Source organism: Qipengyuania algicola (assembly GCF_042492175.1).
Lineage (GTDB): Bacteria > Pseudomonadota > Alphaproteobacteria > Sphingomonadales > Sphingomonadaceae > CAJXSN01.
Map to the genome: position 1 here is coordinate 2,265,255 of NZ_CP170453.1, position 25,420 is coordinate 2,290,674.

Sequence of the window (25,420 nt, forward strand, 5' to 3'; positions counted from 1 at the left end):
AAATTGGCGCAATGCCCATAACCGCGCTAAGATGCGGTCCATGGCCGAAGCAAAGACCAAGCAAACCAAGATCAACCCAGCCGACTTTCTGGAAGCGGTCGAGCCACCTGCCAAGCGCGACGATGCGTTTGAAATCGATGCCCTGTTCCGCCGCATTACCGGGCACGAGCCGGCCATGTGGGGCCCCAGCATCGTGGGCTATGGCTCTTATCGCACTACCTATGCCAGCGGGCGCAAGGTGCGTTGGCTGCGGACCGGTTTCAGCCCCCGCAAGGCCAAGCACTCGCTGTATCTGATGGGCGGATATTGCGACGAGCTAACGGGCGAGAGGCGCGATGCATTGCTGACAAAGCTCGGTAAGCACAAGACCGGCAAAAGCTGCCTCTACATCAACAAGCTGGCCGATGTGGACATGGATGTGCTGGAGGAGATGATCCGGAACGACTGGGAGGCCATGCTCCGCCTGTATCCGGAGGACTGATCACACGCCGGCATACCATTGGTAACCGGCACGGTCTTCCCAATACCCGCCTTTGCCTTCGCCGATGCCGTCCAGGCTAGCGACGGCCTCGATCCCCGTCACATATTTGGCGTGCTTGTAGCCCAGCTGCCGCTCGATCCGCATGCGGGCGGGGGCGCCGTTCTTGATCGGCAAATCCTCACCATTGAGCTTGTGCGCCACGATGGTCTGCGGGTGATAGGCATCGAGCATGTCGACACTCTCGTAATAGTCGTCCCCGTTCAGATTGTCGGCGCAGCGGAACACGATAAAGCGCGCGCCGTCCTGCACTTTGGCTGCATCGAGAATGGTGGACAGCTGCGGTCCGGTCCACTCGCCGATCGCGCTCCACCCTTCTACGCAATCGTGGCGGGTGATCTGCGTGCGCTGGGGCAGGGCGCGCAAATTCGCCATCGTCAGGCGCATCGGATTGTCGACCATCCCGCCAACCGCGATTTCCCAATTGGCGAACTCGGCCTCGGCCTGCGCCTGATAGTCGCCATTGGTCGGATTGGTGGAGCCATTGCCACGGAAATAGGGCGACACGTCTTCTGGGCCGAATTCAGGGGCAAGTGCGGTGCGCCCACCAAGCGCGTCGTGCACCGCCTTGTGCCAATTGGGCGCGGCCTCGAGCAAAGCCTTGCCCGGAGCGGTATCGCCGATTTTCTGGCATCCTGCGACAAAGCCTGCACCCATCGCGATGAGGAAGTTGCGCCGTTTCATGTCGTTTCCCCTTTGATGTCTGCCGCGGGCTTGTCGCTTTCCTCCAGCCGTCCGCCGGTTATCATTCCGCGCAAGTGATGCAGCGGTTTGTGGACGATCACCAGCGCCACATGGATCACGAAGAAGCCGAAGACCGCCCATGCAAAGATGAAGTGCAGCGAGCGCGCGCTCTGGCGGCCGCCCAGCACCTCGGTCAGCCAGCCGAGCCATGGTTCGACGCCGGGGCTGATCGCCATGCCGGTAAACACCATCATCGGCAGGAACACGCCGAAGACGAGGCCATAGGCGACCTTCTGCAGGAAGTTGTACTTGCCCCCGGCATGCTCGAAATCGAACCGGAGATGCGCCTTGATGTCGGCCCACACCGCGGCGGGTTTCCATTCACGGCGGGTGGTGGTGATGTCGCGCTGGAAATGGCGGTTCACCAGCATGGCGATCCACATCAGGAGCAGCGCAAGCGCGAAGGGCCATGCCGTCAGGATATGCCAGTCACGCGCCTGCGACAGGCTGTAATAGTCGGGAATGGTCATCCAGCCGGGGAAGCGCGGCACTTCCAGCCATGCATGTTCCGGCGCAAAGCCCCAATCGCCCCAATAGAGGCGGCGGTGGCCGTTGCTGATGTTCAGGCCGGACATGAACAGCACTACGATGCAGATCAGGTTGGTCCAGTGCCATAGCCGTGTGGCTAGCGCGTGTTTCTTCGCTGGTTTTGTCATGCCGGTACCCCCTGGTTTGACCCTTCCCGTGCAAGATAGATGACGTCGCGCGATTGTTGCAGCAGATGCTGCCCGCTGTCCACGAATACCGTGGTGCCGCTTTCCAGCCAGCCCCCGGCCATGAACAGCGCTGTGTCGGTGATCTCTTCCAGTCCGGTCTTGCGATTGAGCAGGTTCAGGCGATGGGAGATATCGGTTTCCTCCTCCGCCTGATCGTGGCTGGCGAGGATCGCGCCGGGTGCGAGCCCGTAGATCCGGTCACGCGCATCGGGCAGCGCCATCGACAGCATCGGAATGGCTCCGGCCACGGCGTGCTTGCTCATCGTGTAGCTGAAGAAGTCGGGATTGGTGTTTTCCAGCTTCATGTCGGTGAACTGGATCACCCGCCGCCCTTCGGCCGCCTGCGCGTGTTTCAGAAACCCCTGGGCGAGGGTCACGGAGGCAAGAGCATTGACGGTCATGGCCTGATTATACGTCGCAGGGTCCAGCCCGGTTACACTGTCATAGGCGAAGACCGACGCGCAGTTCACCAGCGCGCGCCAATCGGGCAGACGCGCGGCGAGGGACTGCACCGCATTGGCCAGCGCGTCGGCATCCGCGAGATCGAAGCCAATCGTCTCCGCGCTGGGCAGGCTGGCGGCAAGCGCCTCTGCCTGCGCGCCGCTGTTGCGATAGTGGATCACGACATGCCACCCCGCTTCGCCGAAAGCGCGGCTGAGACCGGCGCCGATCCGCTGCGCTCCGCCGGTAATCAGGACAGCCGGCAATTGCGATGGGTTCTGTGTGTGCACGCCCCCTTTGAGCACGGCAGGGCCAAGGTGGAAAGCGGTGAGAGCGCAGCAGCGCACATATGCACAAAAAAGGGCGCGCTCTTCCCAGCGGAAGAACGCGCCCTTCTTTGTCAGTATGAAGTCAGCGGATCAGCGGCAGCTGAGGCTACCCCGGTCGATTTCGCGGCCGAGCAGTCCGCCTGCCACAGCGCCGATCACAGCGCCCAGCGTCCGGTCGCGCGCCAGCTCGCGTCCGGCAAGAGCGCCTACGCCGGCCCCGATCACCAGACCCGTGGTGCCATTGTCGCGGCGGCAATAATAGCGGCCGTCATTCCCGCGCCATACACGGTCGTTGCGGCTGATCCGGCGGGGCTCGAGATAGCGGCCCTGTGCGTCATAGATGCGGGCGTCTTTGGCGCGCTTGCCGTAAGCCTTGGCATGAGCTGGCGGGTCGGCCAGCGCAGGCGTGGCGGCAACGCCGGTGAGAGTCATTGCCGATGCGGCGATGGCGAATGCGAGTGTCTTCATTGTCTGGTCCTTTCGACTGAGACGGTATGCAGACAGAATGCATTGCAAGCGTTCCGGGTCCACAACGTCAGCTGAACGCCTTGATTTCAGGCGTAATCCGCGATGAGCCGAGCCAATCGGCAGGACAAGGCGTTAGTCTGCGATCGCCTCGCGCACCTTGTTGCGCCACAAATCGCACAGCCGATCGAGCGCTGCGATTTCCCGCAATTCGTCTGCCGAGGCCTTGTGCGCCTTGTCGTACAATTTGGCGAACAGCCGCGCGACGGACCAATCCGTGTGGCCTTCTTCTACCCGTTCCAGAGTGTCGCCAGCCTGCGCCGTGCCTTCCTCCAGCACGCGGAAATACCATCCGCAGCGGTGACTGGTGACGATCTTTGCGACCATGCCTTTGGTGCCGAAGTGATGCTCGATCTTCCAGCAGGGCTGGCGCGGCTGGCTGATTTCCAGCAGCGCACTGCCGAGGCGGAAACGATCGCCGATATGGACAACGCTGTCGTCGATATTGCTGGCCACGATGTTCTCGCCAAAGGCATTGGCGCTATCCAGCAGTGGATGCGGCCCGATCTGATCGCGCCACCATGCGTAGTGGTCGCGCGGGTAAAGATGCACGGCCATGTCCGGTCCGCCATGCACTTTCGGATCGGCGACCATGTCTCCGACAATGCCAAAGCTGCGAATGTCGAGCGGGCCATCGGCGGGCAGCTTGCCAATCGCGCTCATCTCCGCGCCATTGAACGGGCGGGGCTGGCCAATGCAGAGCGCGTCGACGGTGGTTTTCATTGCTGGTCCTCAGTTGGCTTGCGCACGGTTAGTGCAAGCCATTCGCGCACTACGCCATCACTGCCATTGCCGGTATATTGTTCGCTTTCGATGATGACGAAGCCTGCGGTCTGGTAGGCAGTCTCGAGCCATTCCGCACTTGGCAGGCTGGTCCAGCGGCCAAGCGGATCGCGTCCCTCGTCGGGGTGCTCGGCATCGCCCAGCTTATAATTGGCGAAGTGCCAGCCGCCGGGTTTCAGCGCGGCGAAGATCCTGTCCAGAATATCGGGCAGGGCACCGCGCGGGGCGTGGAGAAGCGCGGCATGCGCCCAGACCGCATCATAGGCACTGCACGCTTCCAGCTCGTCGAAACGCATCACCCGCGCCTCGATCCCGAAGCGCTCCTTGGTTTTGCGGACCATAGCGCGGGTGCCGTCAGTGGCGTCAAGCTCGAAGCCGCGCTTCTCAATATGCGCAGCATCCGCCCCGCATCCGCAGCCAAGCTCCAGAATGCGCGCGTCGGATGTCAGCCGGTCCAGAAACGGATCGAGGTGACGGTGCCGGTCTTGAGCGGTGCTGGCGGTATAATGCGGTGCGGCCGCTTCGTAATAGTCGATAGTGGCCGGGTCGTAATTCAAGCCGCGGTCGCCTCTGCCTCGGCCGCCTCGCGGTCCATCTGCGCGCGGCTCTTTTTCTCCGCCGCCGTTTTCAGCTGGCCGCACGCCGCATCGATATCGCGCCCGCGCGGCGTGCGGACCGGCGCGCTGATGCCGCCTTCGAAAACGATGTTGGAAAAGGAGCGGATGCGTTCCGGCGTGGAGCATTCGTAGACGCTGCCGGGCCATGGATTGAACGGAATCAGGTTCACTTTCGCTGGCAGATCGTATTCACGCAGCAAACGCACCAGTTCATGCGCGTCTTCGTCGCTGTCGTTCTTGTCCTTCAGCATCACATACTCGAATGTTATGCGCCGGGCGTTAGAGGCGCCGGGGTAATCGGCGCAGGCCTTCAGCAATTCCTCCAGACCGTATTTGCGGTTGATCGGCACGATTTCGTCGCGCACTTCCTTGCTCACCGCGTGGAGCGAAACCGCCAGATTGACGCCGATTTCCTCGCCGCAACGGGCCATTGCGGGCACCACTCCGCTGGTCGACAAGGTGATACGGCGTTTGGACAAGGCCAGCCCTTCGCCGTCCATCACCAGCCGCAGCGCGTCGCGCACATTGTCGAAATTATACAGCGGCTCGCCCATGCCCATCATGACGATATTTGTCAGCAGGCGGCCGTCGGCGCGATATTCGTTTTCGTCCGCGTCGTCCGACACGTCCATCTTGCCCTTAGGCCATTCGCCCAGCGTATCGCGGGCCAGCATCACCTGACCGACAATCTCACCGGGCGTCAGATTGCGCACCAGCCGCATCGTTCCGGTATGGCAGAAGGTGCAATTGAGTGTGCAGCCGACTTGGCTGGAGACGCATAAAGTCCCCCGATCGGCATCGGGGATAAAGACCATCTCGAACTCGTGACCATCGGCTGTTTTGAGCAGCCATTTGCGCGTCCCGTCGGTGGAATGCTGCGCCTCGACTACCTCCGGACGGCCAATGACAAAGCGTTCTTCCAACCACGGGCGCATGGCCTTCGAGATATCGGTCATCGCCGCGAATTCGGTGGCGCCCCGGTGATACAGCCAGTGATAGACCTGCTTGGCGCGCAGCTTGGCCTGCTTCGCGTCCAGCCCGGCCTCCGCAAACAGATCGCGGATCGCCTCGCGCGGGATGCCGAGCACGTCGATGCGGCCATCGGCACGCGGCGTGATCGGACGCGAGGTGGGGACCGGATCGATCTGTCCGGGAATGGGCATGGCGGCTGTGTCTGGCATGGGAAGCCCCGATATAGGCGTATGCGGCGCGGAACGCCAGATGGAGCCTTACAGGTTCGCGCAGCCCACTGTGGCCGCGTCCATTGCGGTGGCCACGCCGTCGAGGTCATATGTGTTGGAAAAGCGCCTGCCATTGGCGTCGCTAGCGCTGATCGTCATGGACCCGGCGGCACGCATTGCGGCGATGATAGCAGCATCCATGGCCTTGTCCTTGGCCCACGCATCGGCTCCGCTGCCGACCAGTTCGAATGTCCGGTCGCCCAGCACCAGACGGATCGGGCGGCCTGTCGACATATTGCGCGAGAGGCGGAAATGGACCTGCCCGCGCACATTGCGGCCCGGCCATGTGCCGATGCTGGCATAGGGCTTATGATCGCGTTGCAGCCTGCTGGGCGCAGCTTTCGCGATCGCGTAGCAGCGCGGTGTCCGGGGATCGATAAACGCTCCCCAATCCCCGAAAATACCCAGCGAATCCCGCGCTATGGCAGGCGCGGGGAGGGCGAGCGCGGCCGCCAGCAGCCCCGCCATGCTCGCCCCTGCAACCAGCCGTTTCATCTCAGCGCAGGAACTCGTTCGCCATGCGCGCACGGCCAAATTCCGCGCGCTCGGGATAGAGATGCTCGTACACCGCTGCGTTCTCGATCACTCGCTGGACATAGTTCTTGGTCTCGAAAATCGGGATCCGTTCGATCCATGTCAGCCAGTCGATCGAGCCATTGCGCGGGTCGCCATTAGCCCGCAGCCATTTGTTCACATTGCCCGGCCCGGCATTATAGGCTGCAATCGCAAGCGGATAGCTGCCGTTATAATAGCTCATCATCCGGGCGAAATAGGCATTGCCTAGCTGGATATTGTAGCTCGGGCTGTTGATTAGATCGCTCTGGCGATAGCTCATGCCAAGCATACCCGATTGCTCGCGCGCAGTGCCCGGCATCAGCTGCATCAGGCCGCGCGCACCAGCATGGCTGATGGCGTTCTGGGCAAACTGGCTTTCCTGCCGCGCGATGGCGTGCACGAAGGTCCAGTTCGATCCCGGAGGGGTCTGGAGCAGTGGGAAGCCCTGCGCTATGAAGCCATCAATGGCATCGGCCCCGGCGGCTTCTGTGACATTCACCGCCAGATCGCGCCGCCCGGTCTCAAGCGCCAGATCGGCCACCAGCTGGTGCTCTGCCGGCGTGTCCGCGCTGCGGGCGACTTCCTGATAGAAGCGGATACCCGTGCGCCAAGGGGCTCCGCGCGCCACTTCGCGCACGGCATTGGTGATGGCACTGTTTTGGAAGGCCTCGCGCTGTGCGGGCGTCGGCTGCGCGCTAGGTCCGGAGGCCAGTTGCGCGACCGGCACGCTGCGGCCCAATTGGGCGAGGGCGAGCTGGCCATAAAACCGCTCGGGATAGCTCGCTGCCATCTCGTAATAGCGATTGGCCTCCGCCATATCGCCGCCGCGCTGGCTGGCGAGGCCCGCCCAGTAAAAGCCCTTGGAGCGGGTCTGCGGGGTCTGCGCTGCCGCGCCATAACGATAGAACAGCGGTGCGGCTGTGCGCCCGTCACCCATGCGCCACAACGCATTGGTGCCGCCTGCCCACATCAGCGAGGTGTAATCGTCGCGGGTGCGATAGCTTTCCTTGCTGATATCGGTACCGGCGGGAAAGACATCATCGACACGCTGCGCGATGCGAATGGTGTCGCCTGCGCTGGCGCCCTTGGCCACGCGTAGCAATTCGCCAACCATGACCTCGCCATCGAATGCGGGGGCGGAAAAGGCCGGACGGCTGGAAAGCAGCGAGACGGCCTGCTGGTTCTGCCGGTTCACGCGGTAGTGCCGCGCCAGATTATAGACATAGCCCGCATCGCCGCGCGCTTCGGGAGGCACGCTCAGGCCTGCCTGTGCGGGCGTTTCACCCTGCACGATGGCCAGCCGCGCCATGTAGAGATTGCGCTTCGCAGCAGGCACATAGGCGATCTGCCGCGCCGCTGCCTCGGCATCACGCTGCCACAGCAGAGCATCCATCCGCGCGTCGTGGTCATCCTGTGTGAAGCGCGACGAGAACAGGCCCATCATATAGGCTTCCGCCGTCCCGCTCATATTGCCGCCGCGCCATGCTTCGCGCGCGATTTCGAAGGCTTCCGGCCGGTTCAGCGTGGCAAGAGCCAGCGCATAGCGGGCCTTGCCCGAATTGGTGACCGGCGGCAGCGCATCGAAATAGGCAACCAGTTGCTCGGGCGAGGCTGCCGAATCATCGAGTGCACTCTCCGCGCGGGTCTGCAGCGTTTCCGCTTGAGGAAAATCGGGATAGCGCAGCAGGAATCCGGCATATTGATCGAAGGACAGATTGCGCTGCCCGATCAGATATTCCCACCGGTTCACAGCCTCGGCCATGCGGGTGGGCTGCTGCGCCACCAGACCGGCGCGGGCGCTGTAGGTGTCTCCGCTTTGCGCGCTGACGGGGGCGAGGGGGACCATCGCGGCAGTACCGGCGAGGAGGGCGGCAATCAGGGGAAGTCTGTTCATGCTGGACACCATGTCCGGCGTCTCCTTAGTAGGGACTGAATAAGGGCGACAAACCCGCAACCGGGCCATCGATGCGATGCGCCCTAAACCAATGCAGGTGCACGGCAAATGTTTACTGGCTCTATTCCCGCTCTTGTGACTCCTTTTCGCGACGGAGCGTTTGACGAGGCCGCTTTCCGGCGGCTGGTCGACTGGCAAATCGAGAGCGGATCAAAGGCTCTGGTCCCCTGCGGCACCACGGGCGAAGCGTCGACCATCTCCAATGCCGAACACCACCGGGTGATAGAGGTGTGCGTCGAGCAGGCCGCTGGCCGCGTGCCGGTTATTGCCGGTTGCGGATCGAACGACACGCGCAACGCGCTGCTGCATATGCAGTTTGCGAAGAAGGCGGGCGCAGCAGCAGGTCTGTGCGTGGCGCCCTATTACAACCGCCCCAGCCAGGCGGGGTTGATCGCGCATTTCAGTCATTTGGCGCAGAACAGCGATCTGCCGATTGTGCTCTACAATGTGCCCAGCCGCACGGTGACCGATATCGAGGACGAGACCGTGGTCGAACTGGTCCGCGCCTTCCCTGACCGGATTGTGGCGATCAAGGATGCGAGCGGCGACCTTTCGCGTGTTGCCGACCACCGGATGGGACTGGACCACGATTTCTGCCAGCTATCGGGCAATGACGAGCTTTGGCTGCCGCATTCGGCCGCGGGCGGGGCGGGGTGCATTTCCGTCACCGCCAACGTCGCTCCGGCACTGTGCGCAGAATTTCACGAAGCCATCGCGGCCAACGATCTGGTGAAGGCGCGCGAGCTCAATGACCGTCTGTTCCCGCTGCATTACGCGATGTTCTCCGACGCCAGCCCGGCACCGGTCAAATATGCGCTCAGCCGGGTGCATGACTGGGTGATGCCCGATGTGCGCCTGCCGCTGACAAATGCCAGCGAGGCCTCCCGCGCTGCCGTCGACGAAGCGCTGGCCCATGCGGGGATCGCATGATGCGCGCGCTTTTCGCAGTAGGCTCTGCCCTAGCACTCGCCTCATGCGCCACGCTCCCGCAGCCCGAAGAGACACTCGATACGCTGGCGCAGGATTACGTCGCGCTGCAATTGGCCATTGGCGAGAAAGAGGCGGGTTATATCGACGCTTACTACGGGCCGGAGGAGCTGCGCGAGCGCTCGGTGGTCGAGCTGTCCGAGAAGGGCCTGCCGCAGCTCGAAATCCTGACCGCAGCGCTGCGCAAGCGGGTCGAACGCTATTCTGATGATGGTGTCGAGGGCACCAGCATTGACGAGCGCCGGGCGCGCTTTCTGGTCGCCCAGCTGACCGCCGCCTACACAAGGTTGCAGATGATGCAGGGGGCAGAACTTTCCTTCGTCGAGGAGGCGCAGGGCCTGTTTGGTGTCACGCCTGATCTGCCGCCGCTTGAAAGCTTCGATGCGACGATTGCCAATATCGAGAAGCTGGTTCCGGGCACCGAAGAGAACGATGGGCCATTATGGCAACGGCTCGACACCTATCGCAACCGGTTCAATATTCCCGCTGATCGCCTAAAGGCGGTGTTCGATGCCTCGATCGCCGAATGCAAACGCCGGACGCTGGCCCATATCGCGATGCCCGCGTCGGAAAGTTTCACACTAGCCTTCGTGACCGACAAACCATGGAGCGGGTACAATTACTATCAGGGCCAGTATGCCTCGAAGATCGAGGTCAATACGGACCTCCCGATCCGGCTGGACCGCGCGGTCGATCTGGGGTGCCACGAGGGGTATCCCGGCCACCACGCCTTCAACGCGCTGCTGGAAAAGAACCTGGTCAATGATCGCGGCTGGACTGAATTCTCCGTCTATCCTCTTTATTCCCCGCAATCGCTGATTGCCGAAGGGTCGGCCAATTACGGGATCAGGCTGGCACTCAGCGAAGAGGAACAGACTGCGTTTGAAAGCGAGGTTCTCGCTCCGCTCGCTGGACTGCCCGCCGATGATCTGGCGCAGTATGCCGCGCTCAAACGCGCGCTCGTGAATCTGGGGCCTGCCCGATACACGATTGCATCCGCCTATCTCGCGGGCGAGATCTCGACCGAGGAAGCCACCGCGCTGCTGCAGAAATACCAGCTGCTCTCGCCGGAACGTGCAGCGCAATCACTCAGATTTACAGACACCTACCGCAGTTACATCATAAATTACGGGCTGGGCCGCGACATGGTGCGCGACTGGATCGAACGCAGTGCGCCGGACGAGGCCACGCGGTGGGACCGGATGGAGCGCCTGCTCAGTGAACCGAGCCTGCCCGGCGATCAGGTAGAGTAAGGCTGGTGGAGTAGCGGGGCCTTTCCCCGCGCTCCTTCAGCCCCTACATGGCCCCAACCATGGCACGCCCCAAACCCGAAACCTTCGACAAGCAAAAGACCGTCGCCGAGAACCGACGGGCGAAGTTCGACTATGCAATCGAGGACAAGTTCGAGGCCGGCATTGCGCTGCAGGGGACCGAGGTGAAAGCTTTGCGCGCAGGCGAGGCGACCATTGCCGAAAGCTATGCCGAGGTCCGTGACGGGCAGGCGTGGCTGATCAACGCCAACATCCCCGAATTCAGCCACGGCAACCGCAATAATCACGAAGCCCGCCGCCCGCGCAAGCTGCTGCTGCATGCGCGCGAGATCGAGCGGCTGCTGGGCGCGGTGGAGCGCAAGGGCATGACGCTGGTCCCGATGTCGATTTATTTCAACAAGACGGGCCGCGCGAAGGTCGAACTGGCGCTGGCAAAAGGGCGTCAAGCCAAGGACAAGCGCGATTATATCAAGGACCGCGACTGGAAGCGGGACAAGGCCCGGATCATGCGCGAGCAGGGCTGACGAAACGCCGGGCCAAACGCCTTTTGACGCAGTTCGTAGAAAATTATTGAACGGTCCGGCGATTCATTGGTTGGCCATACCTCATCTGCTAACCATATCCCCGCTATGCACAACACGCCTCTCTCTTCCGGTTCAAACTTGAAAGCAGGGCTGCGGGCGAGCATGAGCCGTGGCCTGTTATGAGCTTTGGTAGCAAGACATTTCTGGCCGACTGGCTGCGCGAGCACATGCCCTCGCGCGACGAGATGGCGCGCAACAAATATCTTGCGCCCATTGCCCATCGTTTCCTGAGCCCGGAACTCTGGCGTTTTACCCGCCGCTCGGTCCCGCGAGGGATCGCGCTGGGTCTGTTTTGCGGGTTTATCATTCCGCTCGGCCAGATTTTCCTGGCGGCCTTTATGGCGCTGCCCGCCCGGGCCAATGTCCCATTGGCCGCGCTCGTGACTTTCGTGACCAATCCTTTCACGTTCCCGTTCTGGGTGGTGATCGCCAACAGGGTCGGAAAAGTAATGCTGGATATCGACCGGGATATCGGTTCCGGCACTATGGAGGGGCAGGTCAATTCCGAGAGCTGGCGGACCTTTAGCGGCTTCTTCGAGGCAGCGGGCGTCACTGTATTCGGGTTTGTGGTTCTGGCCGTTGTTTCGGCGGCGGTCGGCTATCTGGTCGCAGGCTGGTTCTGGCGTTGGCGCGTTGCGCAGCGCCGGACAATACGCCTTCGCCGGTTGGAGAAACGCCTCGATGAAAGGCTGAACGCCGCTCAGTCAGGGCCAGGCGAGAACAGCGCGGGCTGATGGCGTTCCTGGACGGAAAATCGGACAAAGGACTCGCTGCCGTTGGCTGGCTCGGCTGGGCCGCGCTTGGTCTGGCGCTCATTGCCAGCATCGCTGCGGTCTGGTTTGTGAGCGAAGTTCCACTTCTGACAGCGGCCTACGCTGGCGGTCTGGCGACCCTGATCGTGCTGGGCTTTGCGCTTGTTCGGCTGCGCCCCGAGCCGACCGGGCAAGGGCTCGCCTTGCCCGACTGGTCGGTCACGGTTCAGGCGATCGAGCGGCCCGATACAGCCGTGGCGATCACGGACAAGGCCAACCGGCTGGTGTGCGCCAGTTCTGTCTATGTTGCCCAATTCGGGGAAGATGTCGCGCCGCCCAATCTCGCGCTCGACAAAGGGTCGCAAGAGGCCTTGATGGTGTTGGCGCGCGAGGCATGGCGGGACGGCGAGGCCGAGGCTCCGCGATTGGATAGCCGCGATGGCAAGCGACATTGGCAGGCGAGCGCGAAGCGCGCCGGGCGGGGCGATGATTATCTGGTCTGGCGCTTCACCGCACGCGGGGAGGATGACATTGCGACCGACATTGCGCGGCAGGTTGCCGGGCCGCTGGGCAAGGTGTTGACCCGCGCCGGTATCGAGATCGCGCTGGTCGGACCGGACGGCACCATCCGCGCTGCGGCCCCCGGCTTTGCCCGCCGTGCATCGGGCGATGAAGGCGCCACGCTGGCCGGGCAGGAATTTGTCAGCTTCCTGCGGACCGACGAACAGGACCGAATCTATTTCGAGCGGGAAGGGCGGCGCGGAACGCCCAACCGTCTGGTCCATGTCCCGCTCAATTCGATTGACGATGCGGTCGCCGCAAACGCCGATGCTGCGCCCTCGCTGATGATGCTGCTGGAACACGGTGTCGGCGTCGGGGCGAGTGATAGTGCAGACCCCGCCGCCCCGGAACTGGAGGCCTTGCTGGGGGCCTTGCCGCTCGGCCTCGCAATGGCGGACCGGGATGGACGCTTGCTGTTCGCCAACGCGCCGTTCCTGCGGGCAGCCGACCGGGAGGAGCGCGGATTGCCGCAATACCCATCCGATCTGGTGGTGGCAGAGGACAAGAGCGCGCTGGCCGATGCCGTGCGGCGCTTTGCGCGCGGTTCGGCGAATAATGGCGATATGGCCATCCGCTTGCGCCATGCACCGGAGGACCCCGTGTCCATCGGCCTTGCCGGCGTGCGCGGGCTGGGCGAACCGGCGGTCCTGCTCAGCCTCGCCGATACCAGCGAGGAAACGAGACTGAAGCGGCAGGTGGCGCAGGCGACAAAGATGCAGGCTGTCGGTCAGCTGGCAGGCGGCGTTGCGCATGATTTCAACAATGTGCTGACCGCGATCATCGGCTATTGCGATCTGATGCTGCTGCGCCATACGCCGGGCGACAGCGATTACGATGACATCCAGCAAATCCGCGCCAATTCCAACCGTGCCGCCAGCCTGACGCGGCAATTGCTTGCCTTCAGCCGCCAGCAGACGCTCAAGCCCGAAGTTCTGCAATTGCCCGACGTGGTCAGCGAAGTGAGCCAGCTTCTCAAGCGCCTGATGGGGGAGCGGATCGAGTTTTCCGTTCGGCATGACCGCGATCTCGGCCCGGTGCGCGCCGATCCCGGACAGCTGGAGCAGGTAATCGTCAATCTGGCGGTTAACGCCCGCGATGCGATCCAGTCGCGCGGCGATGGCTCAGGCAGGCTATCAATGGCGACGCGGCGAATTACGGCCAAGGATGTGCGGGCGATGGGCTCCGACATCTTGCCTGTCGGGGACTACACAGCGCTCATCGTGCAGGACACGGGCGGGGGCATTCCCGAGGATGTCTTGGGCAAGATTTTCGAACCCTTCTTCACCACGAAGGAGCAGGGGAAGGGCACCGGCCTCGGCCTCTCCACCGTGTATGGCATCGTCAAACAGTCGGGCGGCTTCATCTTTGCCGACAATGTCGACGGCGGGCAGGGCGGCAAACGGGGTGCGCGCTTTACCCTGTACTTCCCGGTCCATCGGGGACGGGTGGATCCCAAACCTGCTCCTGCGCCGGAACGCGCAGGCGAGTGGGCCGCAGGCGGACGCGTGCTCTTGGTTGAAGACGAGGACATGGTCCGCGCCGTCGCAGAGCGTGCTCTGTCCCGCGCCGGCTTCGACGTGACAGCGTGTGCCGATGGCGAGGAGGGGCTGGCTGCATTTGCCAATAGCGGGCCCTTCGATCTGGTGGTGTCCGATGTGGTGATGCCGGGAATGGACGGGCCGACCATGGCCAAGGGCATTCGCCGCGTGACGCCCGATATCCCTATCCTGTTCATGTCCGGCTATGCCGAGGAGCAGCTGCGCAAGGACATCGATGTGCCCGACATGCACTTCATCGCCAAACCCTTCAGCGTGCAGCAAATCTCGCAGAAAGCCGGCGAGGTGATCGGCACAAGGGCAGCCGCCCGGAGCGCCCCGCCAAGCGCTGTGGAATAAATTTTCGTTCCACTCTTGTTCTTGTGGAACAAAGCCGATACATACGCTTCCGTCGATAAGGGCGATGGGCCCCTAGGCAAGTCAGGGAGAGCGTGCGATGTCCGCCAATCTAAAACTGGTTGATAAGGAAAAAACCGTGGACCGTCAGAAGGCGCTCGACGCCGCACTCGCGCAGATTGATCGCGCATTCGGCAAAGGCTCGGCCATGAAGCTGGGCAGCCGCGAAGCCATGAATGTCGAAGCGATTTCGACCGGCTCGCTGGGCCTCGACATTGCTCTGGGCATTGGCGGTCTTCCCAAAGGCCGCGTCATCGAAGTGTACGGGCCGGAAAGCTCGGGCAAAACGACCCTCGCCCTGCACGTGATTGCAGAGGCGCAGAAGAACGGCGGCACCGCAGCCTTCGTCGATGCCGAACATGCCCTTGATCCCGTCTATGCGAAGAAGCTGGGCGTGGATGTCGATGAACTGATCGTCTCGCAGCCCGATACGGGCGAGCAGGCGCTTGAAATTACCGACACGCTGGTGCGCTCCAATGCCATCGACGTGCTGGTGGTCGACTCGGTGGCCGCGCTGGTCCCCCGCGCCGAGATTGAAGGCGAGATGGGCGATTCGCATGTCGGCCTTCAGGCGCGCCTCATGTCCCAGAGCCTGCGCAAGCTCACCGGGTCGATCAACCGTTCCAAATGCATGGTGATCTTCATCAACCAGCTGCGGATGAAAATCGGCGTGATGTATGGCAACCCCGAGGTCACGACGGGCGGCAACGCGCTCAAATTCTACGCCTCTGTCCGGCTCGACATCCGCCGCACCGGCCAGATCAAGGACCGTGACGAAGTGGTCGGCAATTCCACCCGCGTCAAAGTGGTGAAGAACAAGGTCGCCCCGCCGTTCAAGCAGGTCGAGTTCGACATCATGTACGGTCAGGGCATTTCCAAGCTGGGCGAGATTCTCGATCTGGGTGTGAAGGCCGGTGTGGTCGAGAAGTCGGGCAGCTGGTTCAGCTATGACAGCGTGCGCATCGGGCAGGGCCGCGAGAATGCGAAGACATTCCTCAAGGAGAATCCCGAAATGGCCGACAAGCTGGAAGCGACCATTCGCGGCAAGACCGACGAAGTGGCCGAGGAGATGATGACCGGTCCCGATGCGGAAGATGAAGCCGGGGACTGAGTTTCCACGACTATGCGCTGTCCGCCGGGCGGCGCAGGATTAAAAGGATGAGCCGGCGCGGTGCTCCAGAGAAGGGGGCGTCGCGCCGGCTTTTCTTTGGCTTATCGCACCTGCCGTTATAGCGGTGGCCGGAACTTTGGTTTAGGCCCCGGTGAAGGTTAGGCTCCCCGGCCGATGGACAGGATGACATTTGCGATGAACGCCAAGCATGACTGACAAGAGTGACTGGCAGGGCCGGGTTGGCGAGAGCTGGGCCAGCGAATGGTCGCGCACCGACCGCAGCTTCTCGGCATTGACCGACCGCTTGCTGGGCCTTGCAAGCGATGGCGGATTTTCGCGGGCACTCGATATCGGCTGCGGCGCGGGAGAGATATCGCTCGCGCTTGCCAGGGGCCATACCGGTGCGAGTATCCATGGCATCGATATCAGCGAAACGCTCATCGCAGTGGCCAAACAGCGCGGGGGACAGCGGGCAAACGTCTCGTTCGAATTCGCTGACGCTGCCACGTGGTCTGCCCCTTCGCCCGATCAGGGGCCGGACCTTATCGTTTCCCGTCACGGCGTGATGTTTTTTGACGACCCGCAGGCGGCGTTCGCTAATATGCGCGAAAGCGCTGCGCCCGGCGCGCGCCTTGTGTTCAGTTGTTTTCGTAGCGTGTCCGAAAATGCATGGGCCGCGGAGCTTTCCGCTCTTGTGCCCGGCGGTTCCTCTTCTCAACCAACCGGCCCTGGCCCCTTCGCCTTCGCCGACGCGAAACGCACCCGCGCCATGATGGAGCGCGCCGGTTGGGAAGATGTCGAGTTTGAAAGCTTCGATTATCCCTACGTGGCCGGAACAGGCGATGATCCGGTGGAGGATGCGCATTCGTTCTTTTTGTCGATCGGGCCCGCGGCGCGCGCTGCGGCCCAACTGCCTGCAGCCGAACGTGCGCAATTTTCCGAGGACTTGCGCGCTTTGCTTGCCCAGCACCGCGATGGAAGCATGGTCTTGATGAAAGCAGGGGCGTGGCTCGTGAGCGCAAAAGCTCCGGCATGACCGTGCTCCGTCGGGATCGCGTCCTCAGGTTCATGCACTCACCGCTTGTCGCGCGCGCCGCCAGCGCCTAATTCGCTCACCACCATGCAATCGACCAACGACATTCGCCGCAGCTTCCTCGATCACTTTGCAGCTGCGGGCCACCGCGAAGTGCCCAGTGCACCGCTTGTGCCGCACAACGATCCGACATTGATGTTCGTCAATGCCGGCATGGTGCCGTTCAAGAATGTGTTCACCGGTCTGGAGACGCCGCCCGCGCAGACTGCCACCAGCTCGCAGAAATGCGTTCGGGCAGGGGGCAAGCACAACGATCTCGACAATGTCGGTTACACCGCGCGGCATCACACCTTTTTCGAAATGCTCGGCAATTTCAGCTTTGGCGACTATTTCAAGGATCAGGCAATCGAGCATGCGTGGACGCTGCTGACCAAGGAATGGGGCATCGATCCCGCGCGCCTGACGGCCACCGTCTACCATACGGATGACGAAGCGTTCGATCTGTGGCGCAAGATCGCCGGCCTGCCGGAAGAGCGCATCATCCGTATCCCCACGTCGGATAACTTCTGGGCGATGGGCGATGATGGCCCGTGCGGCCCGTGTTCCGAAATTTTCTACGATCATGGCGAACATATTGCCGGAGGCCCACCGGGATCGCCCGACGAGGATGGCGACCGCTTCGTGGAAGTGTGGAACCTCGTGTTCATGCAACACGAGCAGCGCAGCGGCGAGATTATCGGTGACCTGCCAAACAAGAATATCGACACCGGCATGGGTCTCGAACGCATCGCCGCCGTAATGCAGGGCGAACACGACAATTACGATACCGACACTTTCAAGACGCTGATCGGCGCGTCGGAAGGTTTACTGGATGTGAAAGCCGAGGGCGAGCGGCAGGCCAGCCACCGGGTGATTGCCGACCATCTGCGCTCGACCAGCTTCCTTATTGCCGACGGGGTCCTGCCTTCGAATGAAGGGCGCGGCTATGTGCTGCGCCGGATCATGCGGCGGGCCATGCGTCATGCGCATATTCTTGGGGCGAAGGACCCGCTGATGCATCGTCTGGTGCCCACTCTGGTGGCCGAGATGGGGCAGGCTTTCCCCGAGCTCGCGCGGGGACAGCCGCTGATCGAGGAAACGCTGGAGCGGGAGGAAACCCGTTTCCGCCAGACTTTGGAAAATGGCTTGCGCTTGCTCGACGAAGCGACCGGCACGATGGGCAGCGGCGACCAGCTCGACGGCGAAGTCGCGTTCAAGCTCTACGACACCTACGGTTTCCCCTATGACCTGACGGAGGATGCCTTGCGCGATCGGGGTATCGGGGTCGATCGCGCGGGCTTCGATGCCGCCATGGCGCGACAGAAAGAGGCGGCCCGCGCGGCATGGAAGGGCAGCGGACAGGCGGCCGACAGTCAGGTCTGGTTCGACATTGCCGAGCGCGAGGGAGCGACCGAGTTCACCGGCTACACCGCCACCAGCGGCGAGGGGCGCGTTGTGGCGTTGGTCAAGGATGGCGCTGAAATCGACCGGGCCGAGGCCGGGGACGAGGTGGTCGTTCTGACCAACCAGACTCCGTTCTACGGCGAAAGCGGCGGTCAGCAGGGCGATACCGGGACCATCACGGGCGCGGACGGTCTGTCCGCCGAAGTCACCGATACCGGCAAACCGCTCGGCCGCCTGCACACACAGAGTGCAAAGATTGCCAGCGGCGCGCTGGCGGTGGGCGATGTGGTGCACCTGCAGGTCGATGCCGAGCGGCGCGACCGGGTGAAGGCGAACCATTCGGCGACTCACTTGCTGCACGCTGCCCTGCGCAATCGGCTCGGCGGTCATGTCACGCAGAAGGGGTCGCTGGTGGCGGAAGACCGCTTGCGGTTCGACTTCAGTCATCCCGAGCCTTTGTCCGATGCGGACATTGCGGCGATTGAAGCAGACGTGAATGCCGAGATTCGCGCCAATGAGCGCGTCACCACCCGCCTCATGACGCCCGACGATGCCGTCGAGGCTGGCGCGCTGGCGCTGTTCGGCGAGAAATACGGTGACGAGGTGCGCGTGCTCTCTATGGGCCGCGCTGGGGGAGACGGGCGAAACTATTCGGTCGAACTCTGCGGCGGGACGCATGTGAACGCTACAGGCGACATCCAGCTGCTGCGCATCATCAGCGAAAGCGCGGTCAGTTCAGGCGTGCGCCGTATCGAAGCGCTCACCGGCGATGCCGCGCGGCAATGGCTGACGGGGCGCGAAGATGCGTTGAAATCCGCCGCGAGTGCGCTGCGCACCACACCCGAAGAAGTGGCCGACCGGATTGGTGCGCTGCTGGCCGAGCGCAAAGCGCTGGAGAAAGAGCTCGCCGACGCGAAGAAACAGCTCGCGCTGAGCGGTGCAGCCAGCGGGGCTGGATCGGCGGAGGCTACCGCTGATGAGACGATTAATGGTGTGACCTTCAGCGGACAGGTGCTGGAAGGGCTCAATCCTAAGGATCTGCGCGGTCTGCTGGATGAGGCGAAGAAACGCATTGGCTCCGGCGTCGCCGCGGCGATTGCCGTCAATGACGGGCGCGCCGCGCTGGCCGTGGGCGTCACCGATGACCTGACCGCCACATATGACGCGGTGGCGCTGGTGCGTGCTGGGGTCGAAGCTTTGGGCGGTAAAGGCGGCGGTGGCCGGGCCGATATGGCGCAGGGCGGTGGGCCTGATGGTGGCCAGGCCGACAAGGCGCTCGACGCGGTGCGAGCGGTCCTCGCCGGCTGATAGTCGGGCTCGGCATCTGCCGGAGCCTTGCGGCCAGACTTAGCGGCGGGTTTCCGGCTCGCTACCGCGCGGGATATCCTGCCCGCCTGTGTCGGACGGCTTTGCCGGGTCACGGCTTGGCGGTTCGACGGTCGATTGCGGGTCTGCCACGTTCTGCGGCTTGAACTTTTCCTTGTTCGGGGTCGGCTTGGTAGGGTCAGGGTTGGACATCGATTTTCTCCTTTCCCTACCAATGCTTGGCGCGTGGAAGAGGTCCAAAAATCTCCGCTCTGCCTAGCCGGACGAAGGCGCGCTGACGGTCGATGTGCGCAGTTTCGGCTTGCTCTCCAGCTCGCCGCTTTCCTGAATCTGCGAGCGAAATTCGTCGCGTTTCTCGTGGATGGACGCAATTACCGGACCCACCGCCACGCCGATATCGGTCAGCACGGCTTCCGATAGCTGGAGCGAACTTTCCAGTGTTTCCGGCACCGCATGGCTGGCCCCCGCGCGGTACAATGTTGCCGCGTGCTCTGCATCGCGGGCGCGCGAAACGATCAGCAAATCCGGATGCGCCTTGCGCAGCTTCTGCGTCAGACGCTCGGCCAGCACTGGCTCGTCCATCGTCAAAACGACAGCGGCGGCATTGTCTATGCCCAGCCGGTCCAGCGCATTGCCGCGCGCCGCATCGCCAAACGTCGCGCGGAAACCTTCGCGGCGGGCATCCTCAATCAGATCGGCATTGGAATCGAGCGCCACATAGGGCCGGTCATGGCGGCCCAGCATATCGGCGATCAGGCGGCCAACCCGGCCCGCGCCGATGATGATGACTTTCGGTTCGCCGCTGTCGTCCTCTTCCAGCTCCGGGATAGGCTCAACCCGGCGGCCCACCGCACGGCCGAGCATGGCCAGCAGCGGCGTGATGGTCAGCCCGATGGCGGTGACGATCTGCCAGAATTGCGCTGTGCCAGGCTGGATCAACATGGCTGTGCCGGCGGTGGAGATGACGATCAGTGTCGTCTCGGACGGGCTGGCCATCAGAATGCCGGTCTCGGTCGCAGTGCTACGGCGCGCGCCCATGCTGCGCAGGAGAATGCCGGTCAGCAGCGCCTTGAAAACCAGCACCAGCACCACCGCCGAAAGGATGGCGAACAGATTGTCCCAGATGCTCAGCAGGTCGATGCTCATGCCCACGGTGATCAGGAAGACACCCAGCGCGAGGCCTTTGAAAGGCTCCATGATGTTTTCGACTTCGGAATGATATTCGGTTTCCGCGATCAGCAGCCCGGCAATCAGCGCGCCGACAATGGGGGAGAGGCCGACCAAAGCGGTGGCGAGACTCGCGCCGATTACCACCAGCAGGCTGGCGGCGAGAAACAGTTCGGGGCTTTTTGTGCGCGCAGCCTGAGCAAACAGCCGGGGCAGGGCAACGCGCCCGACCACAAGCAGCGCGATCACCACGAGTCCGCCCTGCCACAGCGTGTCGACCAGTCCTGTCAGACCGTCACTCTGCGCAAAAGGGGCCAGTGCACCCAACATGAAAATGATCGGCACAATGGCGATATCTTCGAACAGCAGCATCGAAAGCGCCGCGCGTCCGACAGGAGAAGACGTGCCCGATATGGGCAGAACAATCGCCGTGGACGACATGGCGAGGGCCAGACCCAGCGCCATTGCGCCAGTCCAGTACTGGCCCATCATCGAGAGCACGATGGCGATGCAGGCACCGCCAAGAAGCAGTTCCAGCGATCCGAGGCCGAAGACCAGCCGCCGCATCTGCCATAGCCGGTTGAAGCTCAGCTCCAGCCCGATGGTGAAGAGCAGCAGGATGATCCCGAACTCGGCAAAAGGCGCAAGCGCCTCCGGATCGGTTATGGTTATGTGTTTGAGCCACTCTATTTCGTAAGTGAGCTTGCCCAGACCGAACGGCCCGACGAGAATGCCGATCAGGATGAACCCGATCACCGGTGTGATGCGAAAACGTGAGAAGACCGGAATAACAATCCCCGCAGCGCCGAGAATGACGAGCGCATCCGACAACATCGGGGAGAGGGAAAGTTCACCGGCCATGGAGGCGCTATAGCCGGTGCGGGGCGTGGTTCATACGGCTTATCCGGCGCTATCCGCCGCGCTTATTTGCCGCGTTATCCGCCGCCGGGCGAATGACGGCCCATGGGCTGGCTCTCGCCATCGGCATCGTCACCAATGCTTTCGCCGATCCTCGGGCTGATTTGGCCGACGCGCTTGTCCCACTCGATGCGGTACAGATCGAACCGGCGGTCGGCGAGGTTTTGCACCGTGCCTTCCGCGCGGGCCCAGCTGAGATCGGCCAGATTGACGTCGCTGATGGTCAGAGTTTCGACATTCTCGCTGGCCTCGGCAGCGATACCGTCGCGGGCAAAGGGGAAATCGCACGGCGTCAGAATGCAGCTTTGCGCGTATTGGATGTCCATATTGCCGACATTGGGCAGATTGCCGACATTGCCGGACATGACGACATAGCACTGGTTCTCGATGGCGCGAGCCTGCGCGCAATATCGCACGCGCATATATCCCTGGCGGCTGTCGGTGCAGAAGGGCACGAAGATAATCCGCGCGCCTTCGTCCACCAGTCGGCGGGCCAGCTCCGGGAATTCGCTATCGTAGCAAATCAGCACGCCAATCGGACCGCAATCGGTCTGGATTGCGTCGATGCTGTCGCCGCCCTTGATGTTCCACCAATAGGCCTCGTTCGGGGTCGGGTGAATCTTTTCCTGAGAATGGATCGATCCGTCGCGCAGGCAGACATAGGCGATGTTGTGAATGTCGCCATCGTCGAGCCGCGTAGGGTGCGATCCGCCAATGATGTTGATGTTGTAATTGAGCGCCATCTCGCTCAGGGCGGTGCGGATTTTCGGCGTGTATTTGCTTAAGGCCTCGATGGCTTCCATCGGGCTCAGCTCTTCTTCCTCGGCGCTCAGTAGCATGAGGGTGAAGAGCTCGGGAAAGACGATGAAGTCCGCCTCGTAATCCGCTGCAACGTCGACGAAATATTCGACGTGCTTCATAAACTCGTCGAAGCCGGTAACTGCGCGGGCCTGCAATTGGCAGGTGGCGATGCGCACGCTTTCGACGTCGCGGGGCACGCGGTGCTTCTTCGGCGCGTCGCTGTCGACATAGGGGTTGCGCCAGACCATCCGCACAGCAAACGCCTTGCTCTGCTTGTCTTCGGGCAGATAGCTCTCGATGATGCCCTGCGGCTCGAAACCATTGGCCAACTGGAAACGCAGAACAGGGTCGTGGATCTTGGAATCCAAGACCATCTGGAGATATTCTTCAGGCGTATCGGCGCGATTGGTCTTGCGGCGCATCGCCCGTGCAAGGCCCGGCATCCGGCCGCCGAACACAATACCGTCCAGCTCCAGCCGCTCTGCCAGAGCGCGGCGTTCTTCGTACAGCCTTCGCCCGATGCGTGTGCCGCGCGTCTTGGGATCGACGCACATTTCGTAGCCATACAACCAGGCGCCGGTGGCGTTGTGACGGCTGCCGAAGCCGTTGCCGGTTATCTCGTCCCAATTGCCATTGGAGAATGCGACGCGTTCCGAAAGACGCATGGAGGCACAATAACCGACCAGCTTGCCGTCAAGCTTGGCGACAAAACAGCCTTCGGGATAATTGTTCAGCTGCCCGCGAATTTCGCCATGGGTGTAGGCGGGCAGTTCGCTATAGGCCCGGCGGACGAGATCGGCGATGGCGCGGACGTCTCCCGCCTGCGCTTGCCGGACTTCCAGCCGGGCCTTTGATTTGGTCGCCATAGTGGCGGCCCCTTTTCAGCTGGCTCTTACGCAGCCATTTCTTTTTCGAGATTCTCGACGATAGCCTCGAAGAACTGCTCCGTGGTGAGCCAGTTCTGGTTCGGACCGATCAGCAGGGCGAGATCTTTCGTCATGCTGCCGCTCTCGACGGTTTCGATGCAGACCCGCTCCAGCGTCTCGGCGAATTTCACCACTTCGGGTGTTTCGTCGAACTTGCCGCGATACATCAGGCCGCGCGTCCATGCGAAGATGGAGGCGATGGGGTTGGTGCTGGTCGCCTTGCCTTCCTGGTGCTGGCGATAGTGGCGGGTGACGGTGCCGTGTGCGGCCTCCGCTTCTACGACATCGCCATCGGGCGTCATCAGAACCGAGGTCATCAGTCCGAGCGAGCCGAAGCCCTGAGCCACGGTGTCGGACTGAACATCGCCGTCGTAGTTCTTACAGGCCCACACGAACTTGCCGTTCCACTTCATCGCAGCGGCAACCATGTCGTCGATCAGGCGGTGCTCGTAATGAATGCCGGCCTTCTCGAATTTTTCCTTGAATTCGGCTTCGAAGACTTCCTCGAACAGGTCTTTGAAACGCCCATCATAGGCCTTCATGATCGTGTTCTTGGTCGACAGGTAAACCGGCCAGCCGCGGTCCAGACCGTAATTCATCGATGCGCGGGCAAAGTCGCGGATCGAATCGTCGAGGTTGTACATCGCCATGGCGACGCCGCTCGACTGGAATTCGAACACTTCGAGGTCGATATTCTTGCCGTCCGCGCCCTCGAATACGAGGCGCAGCTTGCCGGCCCCCGGGATCAGCGTGTCGGTTGCGCGGTACTGGTCGCCGAAAGCGTGACGGCCGACTACGATCGGGTCGGTCCAGCCGGGAACCAGACGCGGCACATTGTCGATCACAATCGGTTCGCGGAAGACGACGCCGCCGAGGATGTTGCGGATGGTGCCGTTGGGCGAACGCCACATTTTCTTGAGGCCGAATTCCTCGACGCGGGCTTCATCGGGCGTGATCGTCGCGCATTTCACACCGACGCCGTGTTCCTTGATCGCATTGGCTGCGTCGATGGTGATCTGGTCGTCGGTTTCGTCGCGCTTCTCGATCGACAGGTCGTAATATTTCAGGTCGATGTCGAGATAGGGCAGGATCAACCGCTCGCGGATCCACTGCCAGATGATCTTCGTCATTTCGTCGCCATCAAGCTCGACAACGGGATTTTTGACCTGAATTTTCGCCATTTCGGAATGTGCCTCTTATCGGGTGTTTTTTGCCCGGGCGTGCCGGGTGTGTTTCGATTGCTGGGGGCTTTAGCAGAGGGGGTGTGTGGCGCAAGGGAGCGCCGGGTGCCCGCGCGGATCAGATCGGCAATATTTCTTCCACCAGGGCGGGCGGGGTCTCCAGATGCAAGGCTTCGCGCCGGGCGATGAAGGGGGTCTGTTTCACCCAGAGGTCTTTTTCCGCGCAGTCGAGCATGAAGTGCGCAAGGTCGGTGCGCCGAGTGCGCAAGGTGGTATCGGGCAATCCTGTTTCCGATACCTCGAAGTCCCCCGTGTGGTCACGGTTGAGCAGCCAGCCCGGGCGCACGGCTGTCCACTCGATATCGTCGGCAGCGCGCAGCACGCGCTCCATTGCGGCCATCTGGCGGAAGATGCCGGTAAGCGGCAGGGTCGCGGCGCGGAACCACAGCGGCACACCGGCGTCGCGCGCGGCAAATGCGGCGGAGATGACCACCAGCCGCTTCAGCTTGGCAGCGCGCATGGCTTCGACGATCCGCACTGCGCCCTCGGTATAAAGCGGGGGAGGGTCGGCCAACGTCTGCAGGTCGCGCCCCAGACCCAGCGCCGAGATGACCACATCGCACCCGGCGACGATATCTGTCAGGTCATCGGCGAGTATGTCGGCCTCGCGCGGCTCGAAATCGGGATGATCGGACAGGTCGCCGGGATCCTCGCGCTCCACACCGCGCACGCTGTGGCCGCGCTCCAGCGCCTGATGAAGGATGTGTTTGCCGGTATCGCCGCCGGGGCCGAGAAGACATATTTTCATGGGGCTTCAACGCACCGGCAGCGTAATTGTGCCGGTTTGAAGATGAGTGCGCGAGCCGCTTGGTCGCGGCAGCCAAAGGCCGACTGGCCGCCGCGCCCTGTGGCGCGCTAGCCTAGGGAGCGGATGCGACCGTCGGCGCTTGAGGCAAAAAAAGTT

The 25,420-nt window shown here is 62.6% G+C and carries 23 protein-coding genes; 9 read left to right on the forward strand and 14 right to left on the reverse strand.

Translation table 11 applies throughout. From position 1 onward, the window contains the following. Window positions 1-40 precede the first annotated feature (40 nt). A complete protein-coding gene (locus tag ACFCW2_RS10765; RefSeq protein WP_379546305.1) occupies window positions 41-481 on the forward strand; it encodes a DUF1801 domain-containing protein in 441 nt (146 codons plus the stop codon). Here the strand turns inward: ACFCW2_RS10765 and ACFCW2_RS10770 are convergent, their stop codons facing one another. The 9 genes from ACFCW2_RS10770 to ACFCW2_RS10810 all read right to left on the reverse strand — a co-directional run bounded on the left by ACFCW2_RS10770 (window position 482) and on the right by ACFCW2_RS10810 (window position 8,383). Continuing rightward, window positions 482-1,222 carry a molybdopterin-dependent oxidoreductase gene (locus tag ACFCW2_RS10770; protein ID WP_379546306.1) on the reverse strand — a complete coding sequence of 247 codons (741 nt, stop codon included), beginning with the start codon at window positions 1,220-1,222 and terminating at the stop codon, window positions 482-484. Beyond that, the gene (locus tag ACFCW2_RS10775; protein WP_379546308.1) at window positions 1,219-1,938 is read right to left on the reverse strand and encodes a cytochrome b/b6 domain-containing protein; all 720 of its coding nucleotides are present in this window, start codon (window positions 1,936-1,938) and stop codon (window positions 1,219-1,221) included. The genes ACFCW2_RS10770 and ACFCW2_RS10775 overlap by 4 nt, the downstream gene beginning before the upstream one ends. Then, window positions 1,935-2,729 carry an SDR family NAD(P)-dependent oxidoreductase gene (locus ACFCW2_RS10780; protein ID WP_379546310.1) on the reverse strand — a complete coding sequence of 265 codons (795 nt, stop codon included), beginning with the start codon at window positions 2,727-2,729 and terminating at the stop codon, window positions 1,935-1,937. Before ACFCW2_RS10780 ends, ACFCW2_RS10775 begins: the two co-directional genes overlap by 4 nt. 129 nt (window positions 2,730-2,858) lie before the next feature. Continuing rightward, entirely contained in the window at window positions 2,859-3,236 is a 378-nt protein-coding gene (locus ACFCW2_RS10785; RefSeq protein WP_379546312.1) for a glycine zipper 2TM domain-containing protein, read from the reverse strand. A gap of 132 nt (window positions 3,237-3,368) precedes the next feature. Beyond that, entirely contained in the window at window positions 3,369-4,016 is a 648-nt protein-coding gene (locus ACFCW2_RS10790; protein WP_379546314.1) for an MOSC domain-containing protein, read from the reverse strand. Then, on the reverse strand, window positions 4,013-4,633 hold the full coding sequence (locus ACFCW2_RS10795) for a class I SAM-dependent DNA methyltransferase (protein WP_379546316.1): 621 nt from the start codon (window positions 4,631-4,633) through the stop codon (window positions 4,013-4,015). Before ACFCW2_RS10795 ends, ACFCW2_RS10790 begins: the two co-directional genes overlap by 4 nt. Next, window positions 4,630-5,874 (reverse strand): 23S rRNA (adenine(2503)-C(2))-methyltransferase RlmN, encoded by a 1,245-nt coding sequence (gene rlmN, locus ACFCW2_RS10800; protein ID WP_379546318.1) that lies wholly within the window; start codon window positions 5,872-5,874, stop codon window positions 4,630-4,632. The genes ACFCW2_RS10795 and rlmN overlap by 4 nt, the downstream gene beginning before the upstream one ends. 48 nt (window positions 5,875-5,922) lie before the next feature. Next, window positions 5,923-6,429 carry an invasion associated locus B family protein gene (locus ACFCW2_RS10805; protein WP_379546320.1) on the reverse strand — a complete coding sequence of 169 codons (507 nt, stop codon included), beginning with the start codon at window positions 6,427-6,429 and terminating at the stop codon, window positions 5,923-5,925. Window position 6,430: 1 nt separating this feature from the next. Next, a complete protein-coding gene (locus tag ACFCW2_RS10810) occupies window positions 6,431-8,383 on the reverse strand; it encodes a lytic transglycosylase domain-containing protein (RefSeq protein ID WP_379546322.1) in 1,953 nt (650 codons plus the stop codon). A gap of 108 nt (window positions 8,384-8,491) precedes the next feature. Between ACFCW2_RS10810 and dapA the strand changes: the two genes are divergently transcribed. The 8 genes from dapA to alaS all read left to right on the forward strand — a co-directional run bounded on the left by dapA (window position 8,492) and on the right by alaS (window position 19,445). Next, window positions 8,492-9,373 (forward strand): 4-hydroxy-tetrahydrodipicolinate synthase, encoded by an 882-nt coding sequence (dapA, locus tag ACFCW2_RS10815; protein ID WP_379546324.1) that lies wholly within the window; start codon window positions 8,492-8,494, stop codon window positions 9,371-9,373. Further along, on the forward strand, window positions 9,370-10,683 hold the full coding sequence (locus ACFCW2_RS10820) for a hypothetical protein (RefSeq protein WP_379546326.1): 1,314 nt from the start codon (window positions 9,370-9,372) through the stop codon (window positions 10,681-10,683). The genes dapA and ACFCW2_RS10820 overlap by 4 nt, the downstream gene beginning before the upstream one ends. A gap of 59 nt (window positions 10,684-10,742) precedes the next feature. Continuing rightward, window positions 10,743-11,225: an SsrA-binding protein SmpB gene (gene smpB / locus ACFCW2_RS10825; RefSeq protein ID WP_379546328.1), complete on the forward strand. Its 483-nt coding sequence runs from the start codon at window positions 10,743-10,745 to the stop codon at window positions 11,223-11,225. 179 nt (window positions 11,226-11,404) lie between these two features. Continuing rightward, a complete protein-coding gene (locus ACFCW2_RS10830) occupies window positions 11,405-12,019 on the forward strand; it encodes a DUF2062 domain-containing protein (RefSeq protein WP_379546330.1) in 615 nt (204 codons plus the stop codon). Then, window positions 12,019-14,493, forward strand: a complete 2,475-nt coding sequence (locus ACFCW2_RS10835) for a hybrid sensor histidine kinase/response regulator (RefSeq protein ID WP_379546332.1) — start codon at window positions 12,019-12,021, stop codon at window positions 14,491-14,493. Before ACFCW2_RS10830 ends, ACFCW2_RS10835 begins: the two co-directional genes overlap by 1 nt. A gap of 97 nt (window positions 14,494-14,590) precedes the next feature. Next, the gene (gene recA / locus ACFCW2_RS10840; RefSeq protein WP_379546334.1) at window positions 14,591-15,661 is read left to right on the forward strand and encodes a recombinase RecA; all 1,071 of its coding nucleotides are present in this window, start codon (window positions 14,591-14,593) and stop codon (window positions 15,659-15,661) included. Window positions 15,662-15,869: 208 nt separating this feature from the next. Continuing rightward, window positions 15,870-16,697: a class I SAM-dependent methyltransferase gene (locus ACFCW2_RS10845; protein WP_379546336.1), complete on the forward strand. Its 828-nt coding sequence runs from the start codon at window positions 15,870-15,872 to the stop codon at window positions 16,695-16,697. A gap of 84 nt (window positions 16,698-16,781) precedes the next feature. Then, window positions 16,782-19,445 (forward strand): alanine--tRNA ligase, encoded by a 2,664-nt coding sequence (gene alaS / locus ACFCW2_RS10850; RefSeq protein WP_379546338.1) that lies wholly within the window; start codon window positions 16,782-16,784, stop codon window positions 19,443-19,445. A gap of 39 nt (window positions 19,446-19,484) precedes the next feature. Here alaS and ACFCW2_RS10855 read toward each other — a convergent pair whose 3' ends face one another. The 5 genes from ACFCW2_RS10855 to ACFCW2_RS10875 form a co-directional block, all read right to left on the reverse strand. Then, window positions 19,485-19,655 carry a hypothetical protein gene (locus ACFCW2_RS10855; protein ID WP_379546340.1) on the reverse strand — a complete coding sequence of 57 codons (171 nt, stop codon included), beginning with the start codon at window positions 19,653-19,655 and terminating at the stop codon, window positions 19,485-19,487. Between the two features lie 63 nt (window positions 19,656-19,718). Beyond that, a complete protein-coding gene (locus ACFCW2_RS10860; RefSeq protein ID WP_379546342.1) occupies window positions 19,719-21,491 on the reverse strand; it encodes a cation:proton antiporter in 1,773 nt (590 codons plus the stop codon). A 74-nt stretch (window positions 21,492-21,565) separates the two neighbouring features. Beyond that, on the reverse strand, window positions 21,566-23,215 hold the full coding sequence (locus tag ACFCW2_RS10865; RefSeq protein WP_379546344.1) for a GNAT family N-acetyltransferase: 1,650 nt from the start codon (window positions 23,213-23,215) through the stop codon (window positions 21,566-21,568). A 26-nt stretch (window positions 23,216-23,241) separates the two neighbouring features. Further along, entirely contained in the window at window positions 23,242-24,456 is a 1,215-nt protein-coding gene (locus ACFCW2_RS10870) for an NADP-dependent isocitrate dehydrogenase (protein WP_379546346.1), read from the reverse strand. A 118-nt stretch (window positions 24,457-24,574) separates the two neighbouring features. Continuing rightward, a complete protein-coding gene (locus ACFCW2_RS10875; protein WP_379546347.1) occupies window positions 24,575-25,264 on the reverse strand; it encodes an NAD(P)-dependent oxidoreductase in 690 nt (229 codons plus the stop codon). Between the last annotated feature and the right edge of the window lie 156 nt (window positions 25,265-25,420).

Bases quoted from the DNA above. Each gene is read 5' to 3' on its own strand.
- ACFCW2_RS10765 (WP_379546305.1), top strand. From the start codon at position 41: ATGGCCGAAGCAAAGACCAAGCAAACCAAGATCAACCCAGCCGACTTT.
- ACFCW2_RS10770 (WP_379546306.1), bottom strand. From the start codon at position 1,222: ATGAAACGGCGCAACTTCCTCATCGCGATGGGTGCAGGCTTTGTCGCA.
- ACFCW2_RS10775 (WP_379546308.1), bottom strand. From the start codon at position 1,938: ATGACAAAACCAGCGAAGAAACACGCGCTAGCCACACGGCTATGGCAC.
- ACFCW2_RS10785 (WP_379546312.1), bottom strand. From the start codon at position 3,236: ATGAAGACACTCGCATTCGCCATCGCCGCATCGGCAATGACTCTCACC.
- ACFCW2_RS10790 (WP_379546314.1), bottom strand. From the start codon at position 4,016: ATGAAAACCACCGTCGACGCGCTCTGCATTGGCCAGCCCCGCCCGTTC.
- rlmN (WP_379546318.1), bottom strand. From the start codon at position 5,874: ATGCCAGACACAGCCGCCATGCCCATTCCCGGACAGATCGATCCGGTC.
- ACFCW2_RS10805 (WP_379546320.1), bottom strand. From the start codon at position 6,429: ATGAAACGGCTGGTTGCAGGGGCGAGCATGGCGGGGCTGCTGGCGGCC.
- ACFCW2_RS10810 (WP_379546322.1), bottom strand. From the start codon at position 8,383: ATGAACAGACTTCCCCTGATTGCCGCCCTCCTCGCCGGTACTGCCGCG.
- dapA (WP_379546324.1), top strand. From the start codon at position 8,492: ATGTTTACTGGCTCTATTCCCGCTCTTGTGACTCCTTTTCGCGACGGA.
- ACFCW2_RS10820 (WP_379546326.1), top strand. From the start codon at position 9,370: ATGATGCGCGCGCTTTTCGCAGTAGGCTCTGCCCTAGCACTCGCCTCA.
- smpB (WP_379546328.1), top strand. From the start codon at position 10,743: ATGGCACGCCCCAAACCCGAAACCTTCGACAAGCAAAAGACCGTCGCC.
- ACFCW2_RS10830 (WP_379546330.1), top strand. From the start codon at position 11,405: ATGAGCTTTGGTAGCAAGACATTTCTGGCCGACTGGCTGCGCGAGCAC.
- ACFCW2_RS10835 (WP_379546332.1), top strand. From the start codon at position 12,019: ATGGCGTTCCTGGACGGAAAATCGGACAAAGGACTCGCTGCCGTTGGC.
- recA (WP_379546334.1), top strand. From the start codon at position 14,591: ATGTCCGCCAATCTAAAACTGGTTGATAAGGAAAAAACCGTGGACCGT.
- ACFCW2_RS10845 (WP_379546336.1), top strand. From the start codon at position 15,870: ATGACTGACAAGAGTGACTGGCAGGGCCGGGTTGGCGAGAGCTGGGCC.
- alaS (WP_379546338.1), top strand. From the start codon at position 16,782: ATGCAATCGACCAACGACATTCGCCGCAGCTTCCTCGATCACTTTGCA.
- ACFCW2_RS10855 (WP_379546340.1), bottom strand. From the start codon at position 19,655: ATGTCCAACCCTGACCCTACCAAGCCGACCCCGAACAAGGAAAAGTTC.
- ACFCW2_RS10860 (WP_379546342.1), bottom strand. From the start codon at position 21,491: ATGGCCGGTGAACTTTCCCTCTCCCCGATGTTGTCGGATGCGCTCGTC.
- ACFCW2_RS10865 (WP_379546344.1), bottom strand. From the start codon at position 23,215: ATGGCGACCAAATCAAAGGCCCGGCTGGAAGTCCGGCAAGCGCAGGCG.
- ACFCW2_RS10870 (WP_379546346.1), bottom strand. From the start codon at position 24,456: ATGGCGAAAATTCAGGTCAAAAATCCCGTTGTCGAGCTTGATGGCGAC.
- ACFCW2_RS10875 (WP_379546347.1), bottom strand. From the start codon at position 25,264: ATGAAAATATGTCTTCTCGGCCCCGGCGGCGATACCGGCAAACACATC.